Origin of the sequence: Christiangramia sp. (assembly GCF_029937855.1) — a bacterium.
GTDB lineage: Bacteria > Bacteroidota > Bacteroidia > Flavobacteriales > Flavobacteriaceae > Christiangramia.
The window spans coordinates 181,025-195,833 of record NZ_JAPYPC010000004.1; the positions used below are offsets into that span (position 1 = coordinate 181,025).

The window sequence follows — 14,809 nt, forward strand, 5'->3', positions numbered from 1 at the left end:
GCTTGACGAATATTAGAAAAATTATTAATGAAGAACTATACCACATTAGCAGACATCGAAGACCTTGAATCTCTAATTAGAGAGGCCAGAGGTTTAAAATCTAAAAATACCGAATCAGAACTTGGAAAAGGTAAAACCCTGGGGATGCTTTTTTTTAATCCAAGTTTACGTACCCGACTAAGTACTGAAAAAGCAGCAAAGCTTTTAGGGATGGATGTTATGGTAATGAACGCCGATAAGGATGGTTGGGCACTGGAATTTGAAGATGGCGCTGTGATGAATTCTGATAAAGCCGAGCATATTAAAGAAGCAGCCGCTGTTCTTTCTCAGTATTGCGATATTATAGCGGTGAGAGCTTTTCCTGGTTTAAAAGACCGGGAAAAGGATGAATCTGAACAGGTGATGAATAGTTTTAAAAAATACGCTTCTGTTCCGGTTGTTAACCTTGAAAGCGCAACTGGCCATCCTTTGCAGGCCTTAACCGATGCTATTACAATTCAGGAAATCAATAAAAAGGAGAGACCTAAAGTTGTATTAACCTGGGCACCGCATCCTAAAGCACTGCCTCAGTCGGTTCCAAATTCTTTTACAGAAATGATGCAGAATCTTGATGTGGAGTTTATGATCACAAATCCTCGGGGTTATGATCTAAATGCAAATATTCGGAAAAATGTAAGAGTAGAACATGATCAGGAACAAGCTTTTAGAGATGCCGATTTTGTATATGTAAAAAACTGGAGCAGTTACGATGAATATGGAAAGGTGCTAGATGTTGAAAGGGATTGGACGGTAGATCAGGAGAAATTACAGCAGACAGATAATGCAAAAGTAATGCATTGTCTTCCGGTACGGCGAAATATGGTGATTGCTGATGATGTTCTGGATTCTGAAAGTTCCATCGTTATACAGCAGGCTAATAATCGAACTTTTGCAGCCCAGGCGGTGTTGAAAAGAATATTGGAGTGTTTGAAATAATTTAATAAGCGGTCATTCCGAACTTGTTTCAGGATCTTATGAGAAGCTGATTCACTCCCGATAGTTATTAGAATAGCTAGACGATAACGTTGGTAATGTAATTTCGACCGAAGTGAGAAATCTCAGGTTATGAGATTCCTTTTTTAGAAGGTCTCTGCGAGCGTAACCTAGTGGAGCGAAGCAGTCTCAAAATAAGGAAATCCCATTATGAGATTATGTCGCTTTCATTTCACTTCGCAATGATCAGCTGAAATGTACTGGTGAAAAAAATGTGGGAACAACCGTGTCTGAAAAAATTAGGAGTATGAAACAATTACTGAAAATCATAAAAATAGGAGGGAAGCTTATCGAAAATGAAGCTTTGCTGAATTCTTTTATGGACGATTTTGTGCAATTGGAAGGGCCAAAGATCCTGGTTCATGGTGGAGGGAATAAGGCCACAGAAGTAGCCGGAAAACTTGGTTTTAAGACTAAAATGATCGACGGAAGGAGAATTACCGATAAAAATTCCATGGAAGTGATTACGATGGTTTATGGAGGACTATTAAATAAAAGCATCGTGGCTAAACTGCAAGCCAAAAAACAGAATGCAATTGGTCTTTGCGGAGCAGATGGGCAGGTTTTAATCTCAAGAAGAAGAGAAGTAAAAGAGATCAATTATGGTTTTGTTGGAGATGTGGAAAGTGTAAATACCGAATTTATCGATTCCATACTTGAACAAAATATGATCCCTGTTTTTTCAGCAATATCATGTACCAAAGAGGGAATTTTATTGAATACCAATGGAGATTCGGTAGCTTCAGAAATTGCGATTGCAATGAGCAGGGATTATGAAACTCAGCTTTTTTTCTGCTCTGAGAAAAAAGGAGTTTTAACCGATATTGAAGATGAAAATTCTGTAATTCCTGAATTGAATTCAGATAATTATAATAAACTGGTTCAATCTAAAATAATCACCGATGGAATGCTCCCAAAGCTTCACAATTGTTTTGAGGCTATAGAGCGTGGGGTTTCTGCAATAGTTCTTGGTGATGCTAAATTACTTAAGAAGAATTCAATCCATACCAAAATTGTAAAATAATGCAGTTAAAACAACTTCAGAAAGAAGCAATAGATTTGTTGAAAAAATTGATCCAAACTCAGTCATTTTCCGGGGAGGAGGATAAAACAGCTGATTTGTTGGAGAACTGGTTCAGGGAATATCAAATTCCACATCAGCGTTTTTTAAATAATGTATGGGCGGTAAATAAAAATTTTGATGAGTCTAAACCTACCTTATTGCTTAACTCCCATCATGATACGGTAAAGCCGAATTCAGCTTATAGCAGAGATCCATTTAAAGCGGAAATTCAGGATGGGAAATTATTCGGTTTAGGGAGTAATGATGCAGGTGGTTGTCTGGTTTCGCTTTTAGCGACTTTCACCTATTTATATTTTGAAGAAAATCTAACCCATAATATTCTTTTTGCCGGAACTGCGGAAGAAGAGATCAATGGTAAAAACGGTATTGCGGCATTACTTTCAGAAATTCCGAAAATTGACGTGGCGATCGTAGGTGAACCAACGCTTATGGATCTTGCGGTCGCTGAAAAGGGACTTGTAGTTTTTGATGCGATAGTGAAGGGAACACCTTCTCACGCTGCCCATCCAAATACTGATAGTGCAATCTATAAAACTGCCAAAGTTTTACAATGGTTCGAAAGTTTTAAATTAGAGAAGATTTCGAAAAATCTGGAAGAAGTAAAAGTTACGGTGACCCAGATTCAGGCTGGAAGTCAGCATAATGTTGTGCCGGCAAGGGTTCATCTGGTGATCGATGTCCGGGTAAATGACCTGTACAGTAATGAAAAGATTGAAAGTATCCTAACAGAAAAAGCTCCGGTAGATGAGATCAGTGCGCGAAGTTTAAGGTTAAATTCATCTTCAATTCCTTTAGATCATGAGCTGGTTAAGGCGGGGACTGAACTGGGAATGAAAACTTATGGTTCACCAACGCTTTCAGACCAGGCGATGTTGAGTTGTCCTTCTTTAAAATTAGGACCCGGAGATTCAACCAGGTCACATTCAGCAGATGAATTTATTTATGTGTATGAAGTCGAGGAAGGAATAGAAAAATATATTAAACTGCTTGAAAGAGCGCTTAGATAAATAAGTCACACTTCGACAAGCTCAGTGTGTCAACATGAGACTGCGTCGTTGCACTCGCAGTGACGATGACTTTTAAAATTGTTCATTTCGAACGTAGTGAGAAATCTTAGATTTCTCAATCGCAAACTCCTTCGGAATGATAAAAAGCTAATAAGTCAAGCTGAATTAAATTCAGCTTCTTTTGAGATTCTGAAACGAGTTCAGGATGACGATTTCTAAATAAAATAACTATGAAACTCTGGGATAAAGGTATTTCAATAGACAAAAAGATTGAGAAATTCACAGTGGGCAATGACAGGGAATTGGATATGCACCTGGCAGAATATGATATTCAGGCTTCTAAAGCCCATGCAAAAATGTTAGGGAAAGTTGGGATTTTGAATAAAGAAGAAGTGCAATCTTTGCTTTCTGAGCTGGATCATTTAAAAGATCAATTGGAAAAAGGTGAGTTTCAGATCGAGGAAGATTTCGAAGATGTACATTCCAAGATTGAATATGAGCTAACAAAGAAACTAGGTGATACTGGAAAGAAGATCCACACAGCTCGTTCCCGAAATGATCAGGTTTTAGTGGCCCAGCAATTATATTTCAAAGAAAACCTTCAGCAGATATCGGGTAAAAGTAAAACACTGATCGACGTACTACTTGAGCTTGCAGAAGAACATAAGGAAAAATTTTTACCAGGCTATACACATCTTCAGGTAGCTATGCCTTCTTCTTTCGGATTGTGGTTTTCAGCATATGCTGAATTGCTTATTGATGATCTTTATCTGCTGGAAGCAGGTTTGAAAATTGTAGATCAAAATCCTTTAGGTTCCGCAGCAGGATATGGTTCATCTTTTCCCATAGACAGGGAATTCACCACTCAGGAATTGGGATTTTCAACTCAGAAATATAATGTGGTTGCTGCTCAAATGAGTAGAGGGAAGTGTGAGCGAACCGTAACTTCCAATATCGCTTCACTGGCAAATACCCTTTCAAGATTTGCGATGGATATTTGCCTTTATATGAGTCAGAATTTTGGTTTTATTTCTTTCCCGGATGAATTAACCACCGGTTCCAGCATTATGCCCCATAAAAAGAATCCGGATGTTTTTGAACTTGTGAGAGGAAAATGCAATAAACTACAGGCGATTTCCAACGAAATGATCCTGATCACTAATAACTTACCAAGTGGCTATCACAGGGATTTTCAACTCATCAAAGAGAATAGTATTTACGCTGTAGAAAATATAAAAGAGATTTTAGATGTATTTACACATTCCATCGCTCAGATTATAGTGAAAGAGGTAGATATGAAGGATGAGAAGTATAAATATTTGTTTACCGTAGATAGCATCAACGAACTGGTGATGAATGGGAAGTCTTTTAGAGATGCGTATAAAATAATAGGCGAGGAGGTGCAGAATGGCAACTATCAGGCGTCAAAGGGAATGCAGCACTCACTTACGGGGAGCAAGAATAATCTTTCGCTGAATATGATAAAAAATAAACTGCAACAGCTTTAGGCTTAGAATTGCTTGTTAGAAAAACAAATTAAATTTTGAATGTCTTTCCGACGACAGGAAGAATTTCTTGGAGAATGCTGAGATTCTTCACTTCTATAAGGCTTCGTTAAGGATGACAAGAAACTTTTATATATATTTCTTAATAAACAAACCTCCTGAAGATTGAATTTGAATCTTACAGGAGGCCGTTCTCTCTAAACAAACATGAACTATTCTTTATATGATCGTCATTTGACCTAAATTGAGGTTTTCATTATTCACAATATGACCTTCGGTATCGCTGATCACACTTTCAAGAAAATCCCCGACTCTTTCTGTAGAGTAATGGTTATCGGTGTTTATATCTATGGTGCATACATTCAACTTAATACTTAATTCTACAGCCATTCGCACCGTTTCCGCCTCTTTTTTAAGGCCTAAATGTTCAAGTAACATCGCTGCGGAAAGTACCGAAGCCACTGGATTTGCAATTCCCTGACCTGTCGCTTGTGGATATGATCCATGAATAGGTTCAAAAAGTGCATTTTCAATCCCTACAGAAGCAGATTCGAGTAGGCCGATACTTCCACCAATCACACTGGCTTCATCCGAAATTATATCTCCAAACATATTCTCGGTAAGGATGACATCAAACTGTTTTGGATTCAGGATCATCTGCATGGCCGCATTGTCCACGAACAGATAATCCACTTCTACTTCAGGATATTCCTTTGCCAGTTCGGTTACTGTTTTACGCCATAAACGGGAAGTTTCCAGAACATTTGCTTTGTCTACAAGTGTCAATTTTTTTCTTCTGCCTTCGGCAGCCTTAAAAGCAAGATGCGCCACACGTTCAATTTCTTCTACGGAATAGGTACAAAGATCTGAAGCGCTTTTTCCATCTTCTGAAGTACTTTTTTCTCCAAAATAAATTCCACCGGTGAGTTCACGGTAGATAACCATATCTGTTCCTTGAATATTTTCAGGTTTCAGAGGAGATTTATGAATAAGACTATTGTAAGTCCTTACAGGTCTGATATTGGCAAACAGGCCAAGTTCTTTTCTAAGCTTTAGTAGGCCCTGTTCCGGTCTTACTTTCGCGGAAGGATCGTTATCGTACTTAGGATCTCCAATTGCCCCAAATAGCACAGCGTCAGATTTTTTACATAGTTCCAGTGTAGCGTCTGGCAAAGGATTCCCCAATAAATCGATTGCATTGGCCCCCACTGCGGCTTCTTCAAAAGTGAACTCATGATCAAATCTATCTGCAACAGCCTTCAGCACTTTAACTGACTGCTGTGTTATTTCAGGACCAATCCCGTCTCCAGGAAGTAAGGCTATATTAAAATTCATATTCTTTTTTTATAATGTTTCCTGCGGAACTGCCTGTTTACCGCTTCTTTTTTGTTCATAATTTTTAATGGCTTCAAGTTTACTCGTTAGAAAATCGATATCATCATAACCATTAATCAGGCAGGTTTTTTTATATGGATCAATATCAAAATGTTCTGCATCACCAGAACTTTCAATCCTAATCATTTGTTTTTCAAGATCTATACTGAACTTTTCATTCGAATCTATTTCTACAGAAGTGAATAATTTATGCAGAAACTTAGGACTTACCTGTACTGGTAAAACTCCATTATTTAAAGCGTTTCCTTTAAAGATATCGGCAAAATAACTGGATACTACAGCTTTAAATCCGTAAGCTTTAATCGCCCATGCCGCATGTTCCCGGCTGGAGCCGCAACCAAAATTATTCCCTGCTAGAAGAATAGACCCGGAGTATTTATTTTGATTTAAAACAAAATCCTCATTTGGTTTACCATTTTTATCAAATCGCCAGTCTCTAAAAAGGTTTTCTCCAAAACCTTCTTTATCTGTGGCCTTTAAAAAACGAGCTGGAATAATCTGATCTGTATCTACGTTCTCAGCATCCAAAGGCACTACGGTATCTGTAAGTTGTATAAATTTTTCCATTAATTCAGGTTTTGGGTGTAATCTGAAATTTTACCAGAGATCGCTGTTGCCGCAGCAGTTAATGGGCTTGCCAGAATAGTCCTGGAACCCGGTCCCTGTCTTCCTTCAAAATTTCGGTTACTGGTAGAAACACAATATTCCCCTTCAGGAATTTTGTCATCGTTCATAGCCAGGCATGCGGAACATCCCGGCTGTCTTAAGGTAAATCCTGCTTCTTCAAAAACCTTATCCAGACCTTCTTCTTTGATTTGTGTTGCAACCTGTTGACTTCCCGGAACAATCAAAGCATTTACATTTTCAGCTTTCTTTTTTCCTTTGATATAGGAGGCAGCAACCCTAAAATCTTCAATTCTGGAGTTGGTACAGCTGCCTATAAAAATATAATTAATCGGTTTTTCCAGTAGAATTTCACCCGGCTTAAAATCCATATATGCCAGTGCCTTCGAGTCACTTTTATTTCCTTCTACCGGAATGGAGCCTGTAAGTTTGATCCCCATTCCAGGATTGGTGCCATAGGTGATCATTGGCTCAATATCTTCAGCTTCAAAAGAATATTCCTGGTCGAATTCAGCAGCTTCATCGGTTTTTAAAGTCTCCCAATGTGCTTTCATTTTATCGAGTTCAGCACCTTTGGGAGCGAATTCCCTGCCTTCCACATAGTCTATAGTAGTTTGATCTGGAGCGATTAGTCCGCCACGGGCACCCATTTCAATGCTCATATTACAAACGGTCATTCGGCCTTCCATAGACATTTCTTCAAATACATTTCCTGCATATTCGCAGAAGTAGCCGGTTCCAGAATTTGTTCCGAGTTTGCTTATAATATATAGAATGACATCTTTTGGAAGCACTCCATTTTTCAGTTTTCCGTTTACATTCACCCGAAGCTTTTTCGGTTTTTCAACTAAAAGACACTGACTGGCAAAAACCTGAGTAACCTGGCTGGTTCCAATCCCAAAGGCAATAGTTCCGAAGGCACCATGAGTAGAAGTATGACTATCCCCACAAACTATTGTCATTCCCGGCTGGGTGATCCCCAGTTCAGGAGCCATTACGTGAACAATCCCGTTATATGAATGGCCCAAACCGTAAAGAGTAATATTATTCTCCTCACAATTCTGACTTAATTCTTTCAGTTGCTTCCTGGATAAAAGATCTTTAACAGGAAGATGCTGATTTATTGTAGGCGTGTTATGATCTGCCGTGGCAACAATTTGATCCGGGCGAAATACGGGAATATTTCTTTCCTTTAATTCATTAAAAGCCTGCGGGCTGGTCACTTCATGTATCAAATGTTTATCGATATATAAAATGTCTGGTCCGTTTGGAATACTTTCCACTACATGGGAATCCCATATTTTGTCAAATAATGTTTTCTTCATCATTTAAGCAATTGCTCTTGAACTTCTTTTAAAAATATCCATGATTGTATGAATGTCATGATCTGCCACTTCTTTTTTAGCATCAGCAAAATTGAGAAATTCATGATATACGTGGTCTAATTCAAGTTTGGTAAGATCATACCCCATTTTTTTGGCTTTATAGGCTAAAGCGGCTCTTCCGCTACGCGCTGTTAACACAATAGCCGACTCGGTTACCCCTACGTCGGCTGGATCTATAATTTCATATGTTTCTCTGTTCTTAATGACGCCATCCTGGTGAATACCTGAACTATGTGCAAAAGCGTTTGCACCGACAATAGCTTTATTAGGCTGGACAAACATGCCCATTTCCCTGGAGACCATCTTGCTGGTGTCATATAATAACTGTGGATTAATATCTGTATTCAACTGTAAATATGGATGTTGTCGCAAAATCATGACGACTTCTTCCAAAGCCGTATTACCTGCACGTTCACCAATACCATTAATGGTGCACTCGATCTGTCTTGCCCCGTTGGTAATGCCGGCAATGGCATTGGCAGTGGCCAATCCAAGATCATTATGGCAATGGCAGGAGATGATTACATTTTCAATCCCAACCACATTTTCCTTTAAATATTTAATCTTTTTACCGTACTCTTCTGGTAAACAATACCCGGTGGTATCAGGAATGTTAAGAACAGTGGCTCCATTTTTTACAGCTTCGGTACAAACCCTGGCAAGGAATTCATTTTCAGTTCTTCCTGCATCTTCCGCATAAAATTCAACATCATCTACAAAAGTTTTTGCATAGGCAACAGCTTCACCAGCCATTTCAATAATCTCTGGTCTGCTGGATTTGAACTTATATTTTATATGTGAATCGGAAGTTCCAATTCCAGTATGGATCCTTGGCTTTAAGGCATACTTTAATGCTTCGGCAGCAACTTTGATGTCGTTCTTTACCGCTCGGGTAAGTCCGCAAACAGTGGCATTTTTCACAAGTTTTGAGATTTCCGTTACAGACTGAAAATCACCGGGGCTGGAAACAGGAAAACCAGCTTCAATAACATCTACACCCAGTTCATCGAGTCGGGCAGCGATTTTTAGTTTTTGTTGAGTATTTAGTTTGCAGCCGGGAACTTGTTCTCCGTCCCTCAATGTAGTGTCAAAAATTTCTACCTTTTCAGTACGCATATGAGATTTATTTTACTTTATCTTTATCTAAAGTATTGGAATAAGAATGTTTTGATCATCATATATTGAAAAGCGTTACGATCCTAAAAACCTGAAATATAACTTACAATTACCTGTATATTAGAGTGTTACGAAATATTGATTTACAATGACCAATGACTTAACCGAAAATTTGTTTTCTTTAATTAAATCCTTATCGGCTTCAGAAAAAAGACAGTTTTCTCTTTATGTGGGAAGGGTTGGAGTGAATTCAGATTCTAAATTTTTACATTTATATAAAGTAATGTCCCGTCAAAAAAAATATAACGAGACAGAAATTCTTAAATCTACTAAAATTACCAAGCTTCAGCTATCCAATGTAAAAACTCATTTATACAAACAGCTTTTAATTTCGCTCCGCCTAAATCCTGCCCACCAGAGTATTCCGGTACAAATTAGGGAGCAGGTAGACTTTGCCTATATCTTATATCATAAAGGACTTTACCAGCAAAGTTTAAAATTGCTGGATAAGGTGAAAACGCTGGCGGTCAATTATGAAGAAAAAAATCTTACTTATGAAATATTGGAACTCGAAAAAATTATCGAGTCCCAGTATATTACCCGAAGTATGAGCAACCGGGCTGAGATACTGATCAAGGAGACCGAGGAAATTGGCAAACTTAATACTCTATGGGGTAAGCTCTCCAACCTGTCATTAGAATTATATTCTATTTTTTTGAAAAATGGTTATTGCAAGAGTCAGGATGAGGCAGATAAGGTGAGAGCCTATTTTAAGGAAAACTTACCGGAATATCAGTATAAAGAATTAGGTTTTAGAGAAAGGCTTTGGTTGTATAAATGTCATTTGTGGTATAGTTTTTTGATCCAGGATTTTCTGGGGTGTTACAGATATTCCATGAAATGGAAAGAGCTTTTTATTGAATATAAACATCTAATCCCTATACACCCTGTCTCTTATTTGAAGGGAAGCCATTATTTACTGGAATCGCTGTTTTATTTAAATCATACCGCGCTTTTTGAGCAAACCTTAAAGCAATTGGAAGATTCCTTACGTGATCCCAAGATTCCGCATAATGACAATATATCTGCACTGTCATTTTTATATGTTTATTCCAATAAACTCAACCTTAAATTTATGAAAGGGGAGTTTAGCAATTCAGAAGAGCTGATAAATAGGATTACTGAAAAGATATCCAAGTTCAAAGGAAGATTAGATGAACACCATATTATGGTTTTCTATTACAAGATCGCGTGTTTATATTTTGGGAATGGAAATAATAAGAAATGTATTGAATTTCTAAAAAAGATTATCAATAATAAATCACTGGAAATGCGTCAGGATTTGATGTGTTTTGCCAGAATTCTGAATTTGGTGGCGCATTACGAGGCAGGATTGGATTATCATTTGGATAGGCTGGTGAAATCTACTTACAAATTTCTTATTAAGATGGATGACATGCATGAAGTTCAGAAAGAAATGATCAAATTTTTAAGAAATCTGCCCGATGTATCACCATTGGATATCAAGGATGAATTCAGAAAATTATATAATACGCTTAAAAAATTTGAAGACCATCCTTATGAACGTAGGGCTTTTCTTTATCTCGATATCATCTCCTGGTTAGAAAGTAATATTGAAAACCGTCCGGTAAAGGAAATCATCAGGGAAAAGAGTGAAGAATATTCAAGATAACAACTAAACTTTGTTAGGAAGACCACAGCATTTTACCAATCTCCTCCAGCTCAACTTCGCGATTGTTTTAATCAGCACTTCTGGTGTCCTGGGGAGATATATCACCTTAGCTCCAGCTGTAACTATATTTTACAGGTGCTTTATTGCGGTAATCGTATTTTATCTTTTTTGTAAATGGAAAAAAATTGATCTAAATATTTCCAATAGAAGGGATCTGTTAAAGATAATTTTGGGCGGAATTTTAATGGGCGGACATTGGATCACTTATTTCTATTCCCTTCAATTTTCCAGCGTAGCCATTGCTTTATTATCGCTTTTCACCTATCCTGTGATCACTGCTTTTTTAGAGCCATTACTTTTTAAAACGAAATTCAATAAAATACATTTGGCGCTCGGATTTTTAATTTTAACCGGTATTTATTTCTTAAGTCCGGAATTCGATCTGGAAAATGATTATTTTTTTGCCATTATCCTGGGAATGGTTTCTGCGATCTTCTATGCTTTTAGAAATTTATTAATGAAGCGGGAAGTGGAGCGTTATAACGGATCGGTGTTAATGTTCTACCAGATACTTATAGTTAGCATTTGTCTTGTTCCTTTTACTTTTTTTAGCGAATTTAATCAGGTTTTGGCCCAATGGAAGCCTCTGGTGATATTAGCAGTTCTAACCACCTGCCTTGGACATACTATGTTTCTTAAAAGTTTTAGAAATTTTAGTATAACCGCAGCGAGTATCATGAGCAGTATTCAACCGGTATATGGGATAGCCTTGGGAGCGATTTTTCTAAGTGAAATTCCCTCCATGAAAACTATGATTGGTGGGGCGATTATTATGAGTGCTGTAATCGTGGAAAGTTTACTGGCTGTTAAAGCGAAATAATTGTAGAAATTAAGAATATGAATCACGGTTAAGTCAAATAGTAAGAAGTATTCGCAGTCTGCGAGATTAATCAACTTTAAACTATAATATCATAGTTTGGCTTATAAGAAATAAAATATGAGAACCAATAAAGATTATTCATCCAGAGCACGGAAGCTATCATATAACTTTCCCCGGTTGAGTTTTATTGGGATCCAGATAAATTTTTGGGTACTAGCGATTTCTTTGTACTTCTTTCTTTCTTATATGAATACCGCCTATTTGAGTAAATTGGAAGAAATTAGTTTTCCATTTTCCATTCATGCTGCACTTCTTTCGTCACTTTCTATAGGAATTGTGCTGGGCATAGTTTTAGGTTTTATAGATATCTTACTTGCCAGGATCGGTATACAAAAGCTTCCTTTCGGGCTTGTAATTCTTCTAAGGATTGTTATATATCCTCTAGTTGTATTTGTAGTATTACTATTTATTCGGTTTTTCCTGATAATTATATTGGAATCATTCATAGCCACAGATTTTTCAAGTTTAACAGAGAATGAGACCATCTGGCATTACCTCTAATGGTCTTTGTTAGTTTATGTTGCGTTTATGGCAGTAGTGATAAGCTTTATCAACCAAATGAACTTAATGTTTGGGCCCGGGATTTTGATTCCGCTAATTCTGGGAAGATATAGAACTCCTAAAGAAGAGGAGCGTTTTTTTATGTTTCTAGACCTCAAATCTTCGGTTACTCATGCCGAAGACCTTGGACATTTGGAATATAGTTCATTGATAAGGGATTGTTTTATGGATCTTAATAAGCCGTTAACCCTAAATAATGCAGAAATATATCAATATGTGGGTGACGAGGCTGTAATTACCTGGCCTCTGCGAGAGGGAATACGAAATTTATCGTGCCTGAATCTATATTATGATTTTAAGAAAGAACTGGTAAGAAAGCGTAGTTATTATCTACATCATTACGGGTTGGTGCCTGAATTTAAAGCAGGACTTCACTTTGGCATTGTGACCGCAGTAGAAGTTGGCCAGATAAAAAGGGAGATAGCTTATCATGGAGATGCTATAAATACAGCTGCCAGAGTACAGAGCCTCTGCAACCAGTACGATAGAGCGTTCTTGATTCCTAAAGCTGTAGAAACAATTCTTTCAATTACTAATTCTGACTATAATTTTGAGTATTTAGGAGAAACCTTTTTAAAGGGTAAAGCTCAGGCGATCGAACTGTATGGAATAGTAGATAAATGATATAAATTTTAAAAGTGTTGTCCGATAAAAATTTTAAAGAATAGACCTGAACCAGTTATTTGCAAAAGTGCAAAGCTTTTTACTACTATCTAGACCCTGCTTTTGCAAATTTTTGAATGGGGAAACCTTTTATAAAACATGATTTTAAAAGTACCTTGTTTGTCAATTTTGTAAGCGCAAGTCTAATTTCTTATATCTAAAACCGTAACGGTCTATTTTCTTTGCACGGACATGAGTGAAATTTTAATATGTTTAATTCAAAATCTTATTAAAGGTATTTCCCTGGCTAATATCTCCAGATTTATACCCTTTCATAAACCATTTCATGCGTTGTTCAGAAGTTCCATGAGTAAATGAATCGGGATTAACCCTGCCCGCAGTCCTTTGCTGAATTGCATCATCTCCTACAGCATTTGCGGCACTTAAAGCTTCCTCTATATCTCCTTCACTTAGATATTCCTTGTTATAATAGGTGAATACTCCGGCATAAAAATCGGCCTGTAATTCCAGTGCTACAGATAGTTTGTTGGCTTCTGCCTTGTTGCTTTGCTGCTGTAATTGCCTTACTTCGGAAGCAGTTCCTACTAAATTTTGAACATGATGTCCAACTTCATGAGCCATTACATAGGCGATGGCATAATCGCCTCCCTGAGCACCAAATCTGCGGCGCAATTCTTCAAAGAAAGTAAGATCCATATATATCTTTTGATCTGCCGGACAATAAAAAGGCCCACTTGCGGCAGAAGCACCCCCGCAGGCAGTTTGAACTGCATCAGAGAAAAGTACCAATCCGGGCTCTCTATACTGCCTGTTATTTTCAGAAAAAATACTGTTCCAGACATCTTCAGTATCAGCTAGAACAGTTGCCGTAAATTCTCCTAATTCTTTTTCTTCAGCAGTAAGTTCCCGGGATTCTTCGGTAGTAGGCCCTGAATCCTGAAATTGATCAAGGACAGAAATATCCCCGTCACTTAATATAAATTGTGCAATGACAAAGATGACCCCAATTATGCCGCCGCCGGCAATTAATTTACCTTTGCCTGAAGATCCTCTGCGATCTTCCACGTTGCCACTTTGTCTTCTACCACGCCATTTCATTTTTGGAAAGTTTATTTAAAAATAAGAATTAAAAAAAGACTAACGTCTAAATTAAATCATAACAGCATTCCATAAGGGATCTGAAGGTGGAGGAGCAGTTATATGAATGGGTTCCTTTTTTACCGGATGAATAAAATAAAGTTCCCGGGAATGTAAATGAATGCTTGCGTTTTTGTTACTGCGGTCAAAGCCGTATTTAAGGTCACCTTTTATAGGACAACCAATCTCCGATAACTGACTTCTTATCTGGTGGTGCCTGCCAGTGTGTAAATCTATTTCAAGCAAAAAATAATTATCAAGCTTCTTAAGCAGCCGATAATCCAGAATGGCTTTTTTAGAATCTGGCACTTCATTTTTATGAGCGTAGGATTTATTTTGTTTGGAATTACGTTTCATAAAATGCACCAGTTCACCTGAATTTTCCGGAGGCGGATTTTTAACGATCGCCCAGTAGGTCTTTTTAGCTTTTTTATCCTGGAATAATTTATTGAGCCTGGGGAGTGCTTTGGAAGTTTTTGAGAAAACCACAATTCCGCTGGTAGGCCGGTCCAGTCGATGCACCACTCCTAAATAGACATTTCCAGGTTTATTGTATTTCTCTTTTATATAAGACTTAACAACCTCACTTAAAGGTTTATCCCCGGTCTTATCGCCCTGAACGATATCTCCCGCACGTTTATTTACGATGATGAGATGATTATCCTCGTGTAAAACCTGAAGATTATCTTTATTTGAAAGTATTTTC

General features: G+C 37.6%; 14 protein-coding genes. 8 read left to right on the forward strand and 6 right to left on the reverse strand.

The genetic code is table 11. The annotated features are described in order from the left end of the window. The first annotated feature begins 27 nt into the window (after window positions 1-27). From Q1K34_RS03985 to argH, 4 genes are all read left to right on the forward strand, one after another. On the forward strand, window positions 28-975 hold the full coding sequence (locus tag Q1K34_RS03985) for an N-acetylornithine carbamoyltransferase (RefSeq protein ID WP_300434816.1): 948 nt from the start codon (window positions 28-30) through the stop codon (window positions 973-975). Window positions 976-1,279: 304 nt separating this feature from the next. Next, entirely contained in the window at window positions 1,280-2,056 is a 777-nt protein-coding gene (gene argB / locus Q1K34_RS03990) for an acetylglutamate kinase (RefSeq protein WP_300434817.1), read from the forward strand. Beyond that, window positions 2,056-3,123 (forward strand): M20 family metallo-hydrolase, encoded by a 1,068-nt coding sequence (locus Q1K34_RS03995; protein ID WP_300434820.1) that lies wholly within the window; start codon window positions 2,056-2,058, stop codon window positions 3,121-3,123. The genes argB and Q1K34_RS03995 overlap by 1 nt, the downstream gene beginning before the upstream one ends. 230 nt (window positions 3,124-3,353) lie before the next feature. Continuing rightward, window positions 3,354-4,631, forward strand: a complete 1,278-nt coding sequence (argH, locus tag Q1K34_RS04000; protein WP_300434823.1) for an argininosuccinate lyase — start codon at window positions 3,354-3,356, stop codon at window positions 4,629-4,631. A gap of 216 nt (window positions 4,632-4,847) precedes the next feature. On the opposite strand, the gene leuB is transcribed toward argH, so the two are convergent. From leuB to Q1K34_RS04020, 4 genes are read right to left on the reverse strand one after another with little or no spacing between them, the layout of a single operon-like run. After that, window positions 4,848-5,963: a 3-isopropylmalate dehydrogenase gene (leuB, locus tag Q1K34_RS04005; protein ID WP_300434826.1), complete on the reverse strand. Its 1,116-nt coding sequence runs from the start codon at window positions 5,961-5,963 to the stop codon at window positions 4,848-4,850. A gap of 9 nt (window positions 5,964-5,972) precedes the next feature. Next, on the reverse strand, window positions 5,973-6,590 hold the full coding sequence (gene leuD, locus Q1K34_RS04010) for a 3-isopropylmalate dehydratase small subunit (RefSeq protein WP_300434828.1): 618 nt from the start codon (window positions 6,588-6,590) through the stop codon (window positions 5,973-5,975). Next, window positions 6,590-7,972, reverse strand: coding sequence for a 3-isopropylmalate dehydratase large subunit (leuC, locus tag Q1K34_RS04015; protein WP_300434857.1), 1,383 nt, complete (start codon window positions 7,970-7,972; stop codon window positions 6,590-6,592). The genes leuD and leuC overlap by 1 nt, the downstream gene beginning before the upstream one ends. 3 nt (window positions 7,973-7,975) lie before the next feature. Further along, a complete protein-coding gene (locus Q1K34_RS04020) occupies window positions 7,976-9,148 on the reverse strand; it encodes a 2-isopropylmalate synthase (RefSeq protein ID WP_300434830.1) in 1,173 nt (390 codons plus the stop codon). A 148-nt stretch (window positions 9,149-9,296) separates the two neighbouring features. Between Q1K34_RS04020 and Q1K34_RS04025 the strand changes: the two genes are divergently transcribed. From Q1K34_RS04025 to Q1K34_RS04040, 4 genes are all read left to right on the forward strand, one after another. After that, window positions 9,297-10,841, forward strand: coding sequence for a hypothetical protein (locus Q1K34_RS04025; RefSeq protein WP_300434832.1), 1,545 nt, complete (start codon window positions 9,297-9,299; stop codon window positions 10,839-10,841). Window positions 10,842-10,851: 10 nt separating this feature from the next. After that, on the forward strand, window positions 10,852-11,721 hold the full coding sequence (locus Q1K34_RS04030; protein ID WP_300434834.1) for a DMT family transporter: 870 nt from the start codon (window positions 10,852-10,854) through the stop codon (window positions 11,719-11,721). A 117-nt stretch (window positions 11,722-11,838) separates the two neighbouring features. Further along, window positions 11,839-12,282: a hypothetical protein gene (locus Q1K34_RS04035; RefSeq protein ID WP_300434837.1), complete on the forward strand. Its 444-nt coding sequence runs from the start codon at window positions 11,839-11,841 to the stop codon at window positions 12,280-12,282. 27 nt (window positions 12,283-12,309) lie between these two features. After that, complete coding sequence (locus Q1K34_RS04040; RefSeq protein ID WP_300434840.1) at window positions 12,310-12,966, forward strand: adenylate/guanylate cyclase domain-containing protein; 657 nt, start codon at window positions 12,310-12,312, stop codon at window positions 12,964-12,966. A gap of 252 nt (window positions 12,967-13,218) precedes the next feature. Here Q1K34_RS04040 and Q1K34_RS04045 read toward each other — a convergent pair whose 3' ends face one another. Both Q1K34_RS04045 and Q1K34_RS04050 read right to left on the reverse strand, forming a co-directional pair. After that, a complete protein-coding gene (locus Q1K34_RS04045) occupies window positions 13,219-14,064 on the reverse strand; it encodes a neutral zinc metallopeptidase (protein WP_300434842.1) in 846 nt (281 codons plus the stop codon). Between the two features lie 51 nt (window positions 14,065-14,115). After that, the coding region (locus Q1K34_RS04050) for an RNA pseudouridine synthase (protein ID WP_300434844.1) at window positions 14,116-14,809 on the reverse strand (694 nt) is incomplete at its 5' end.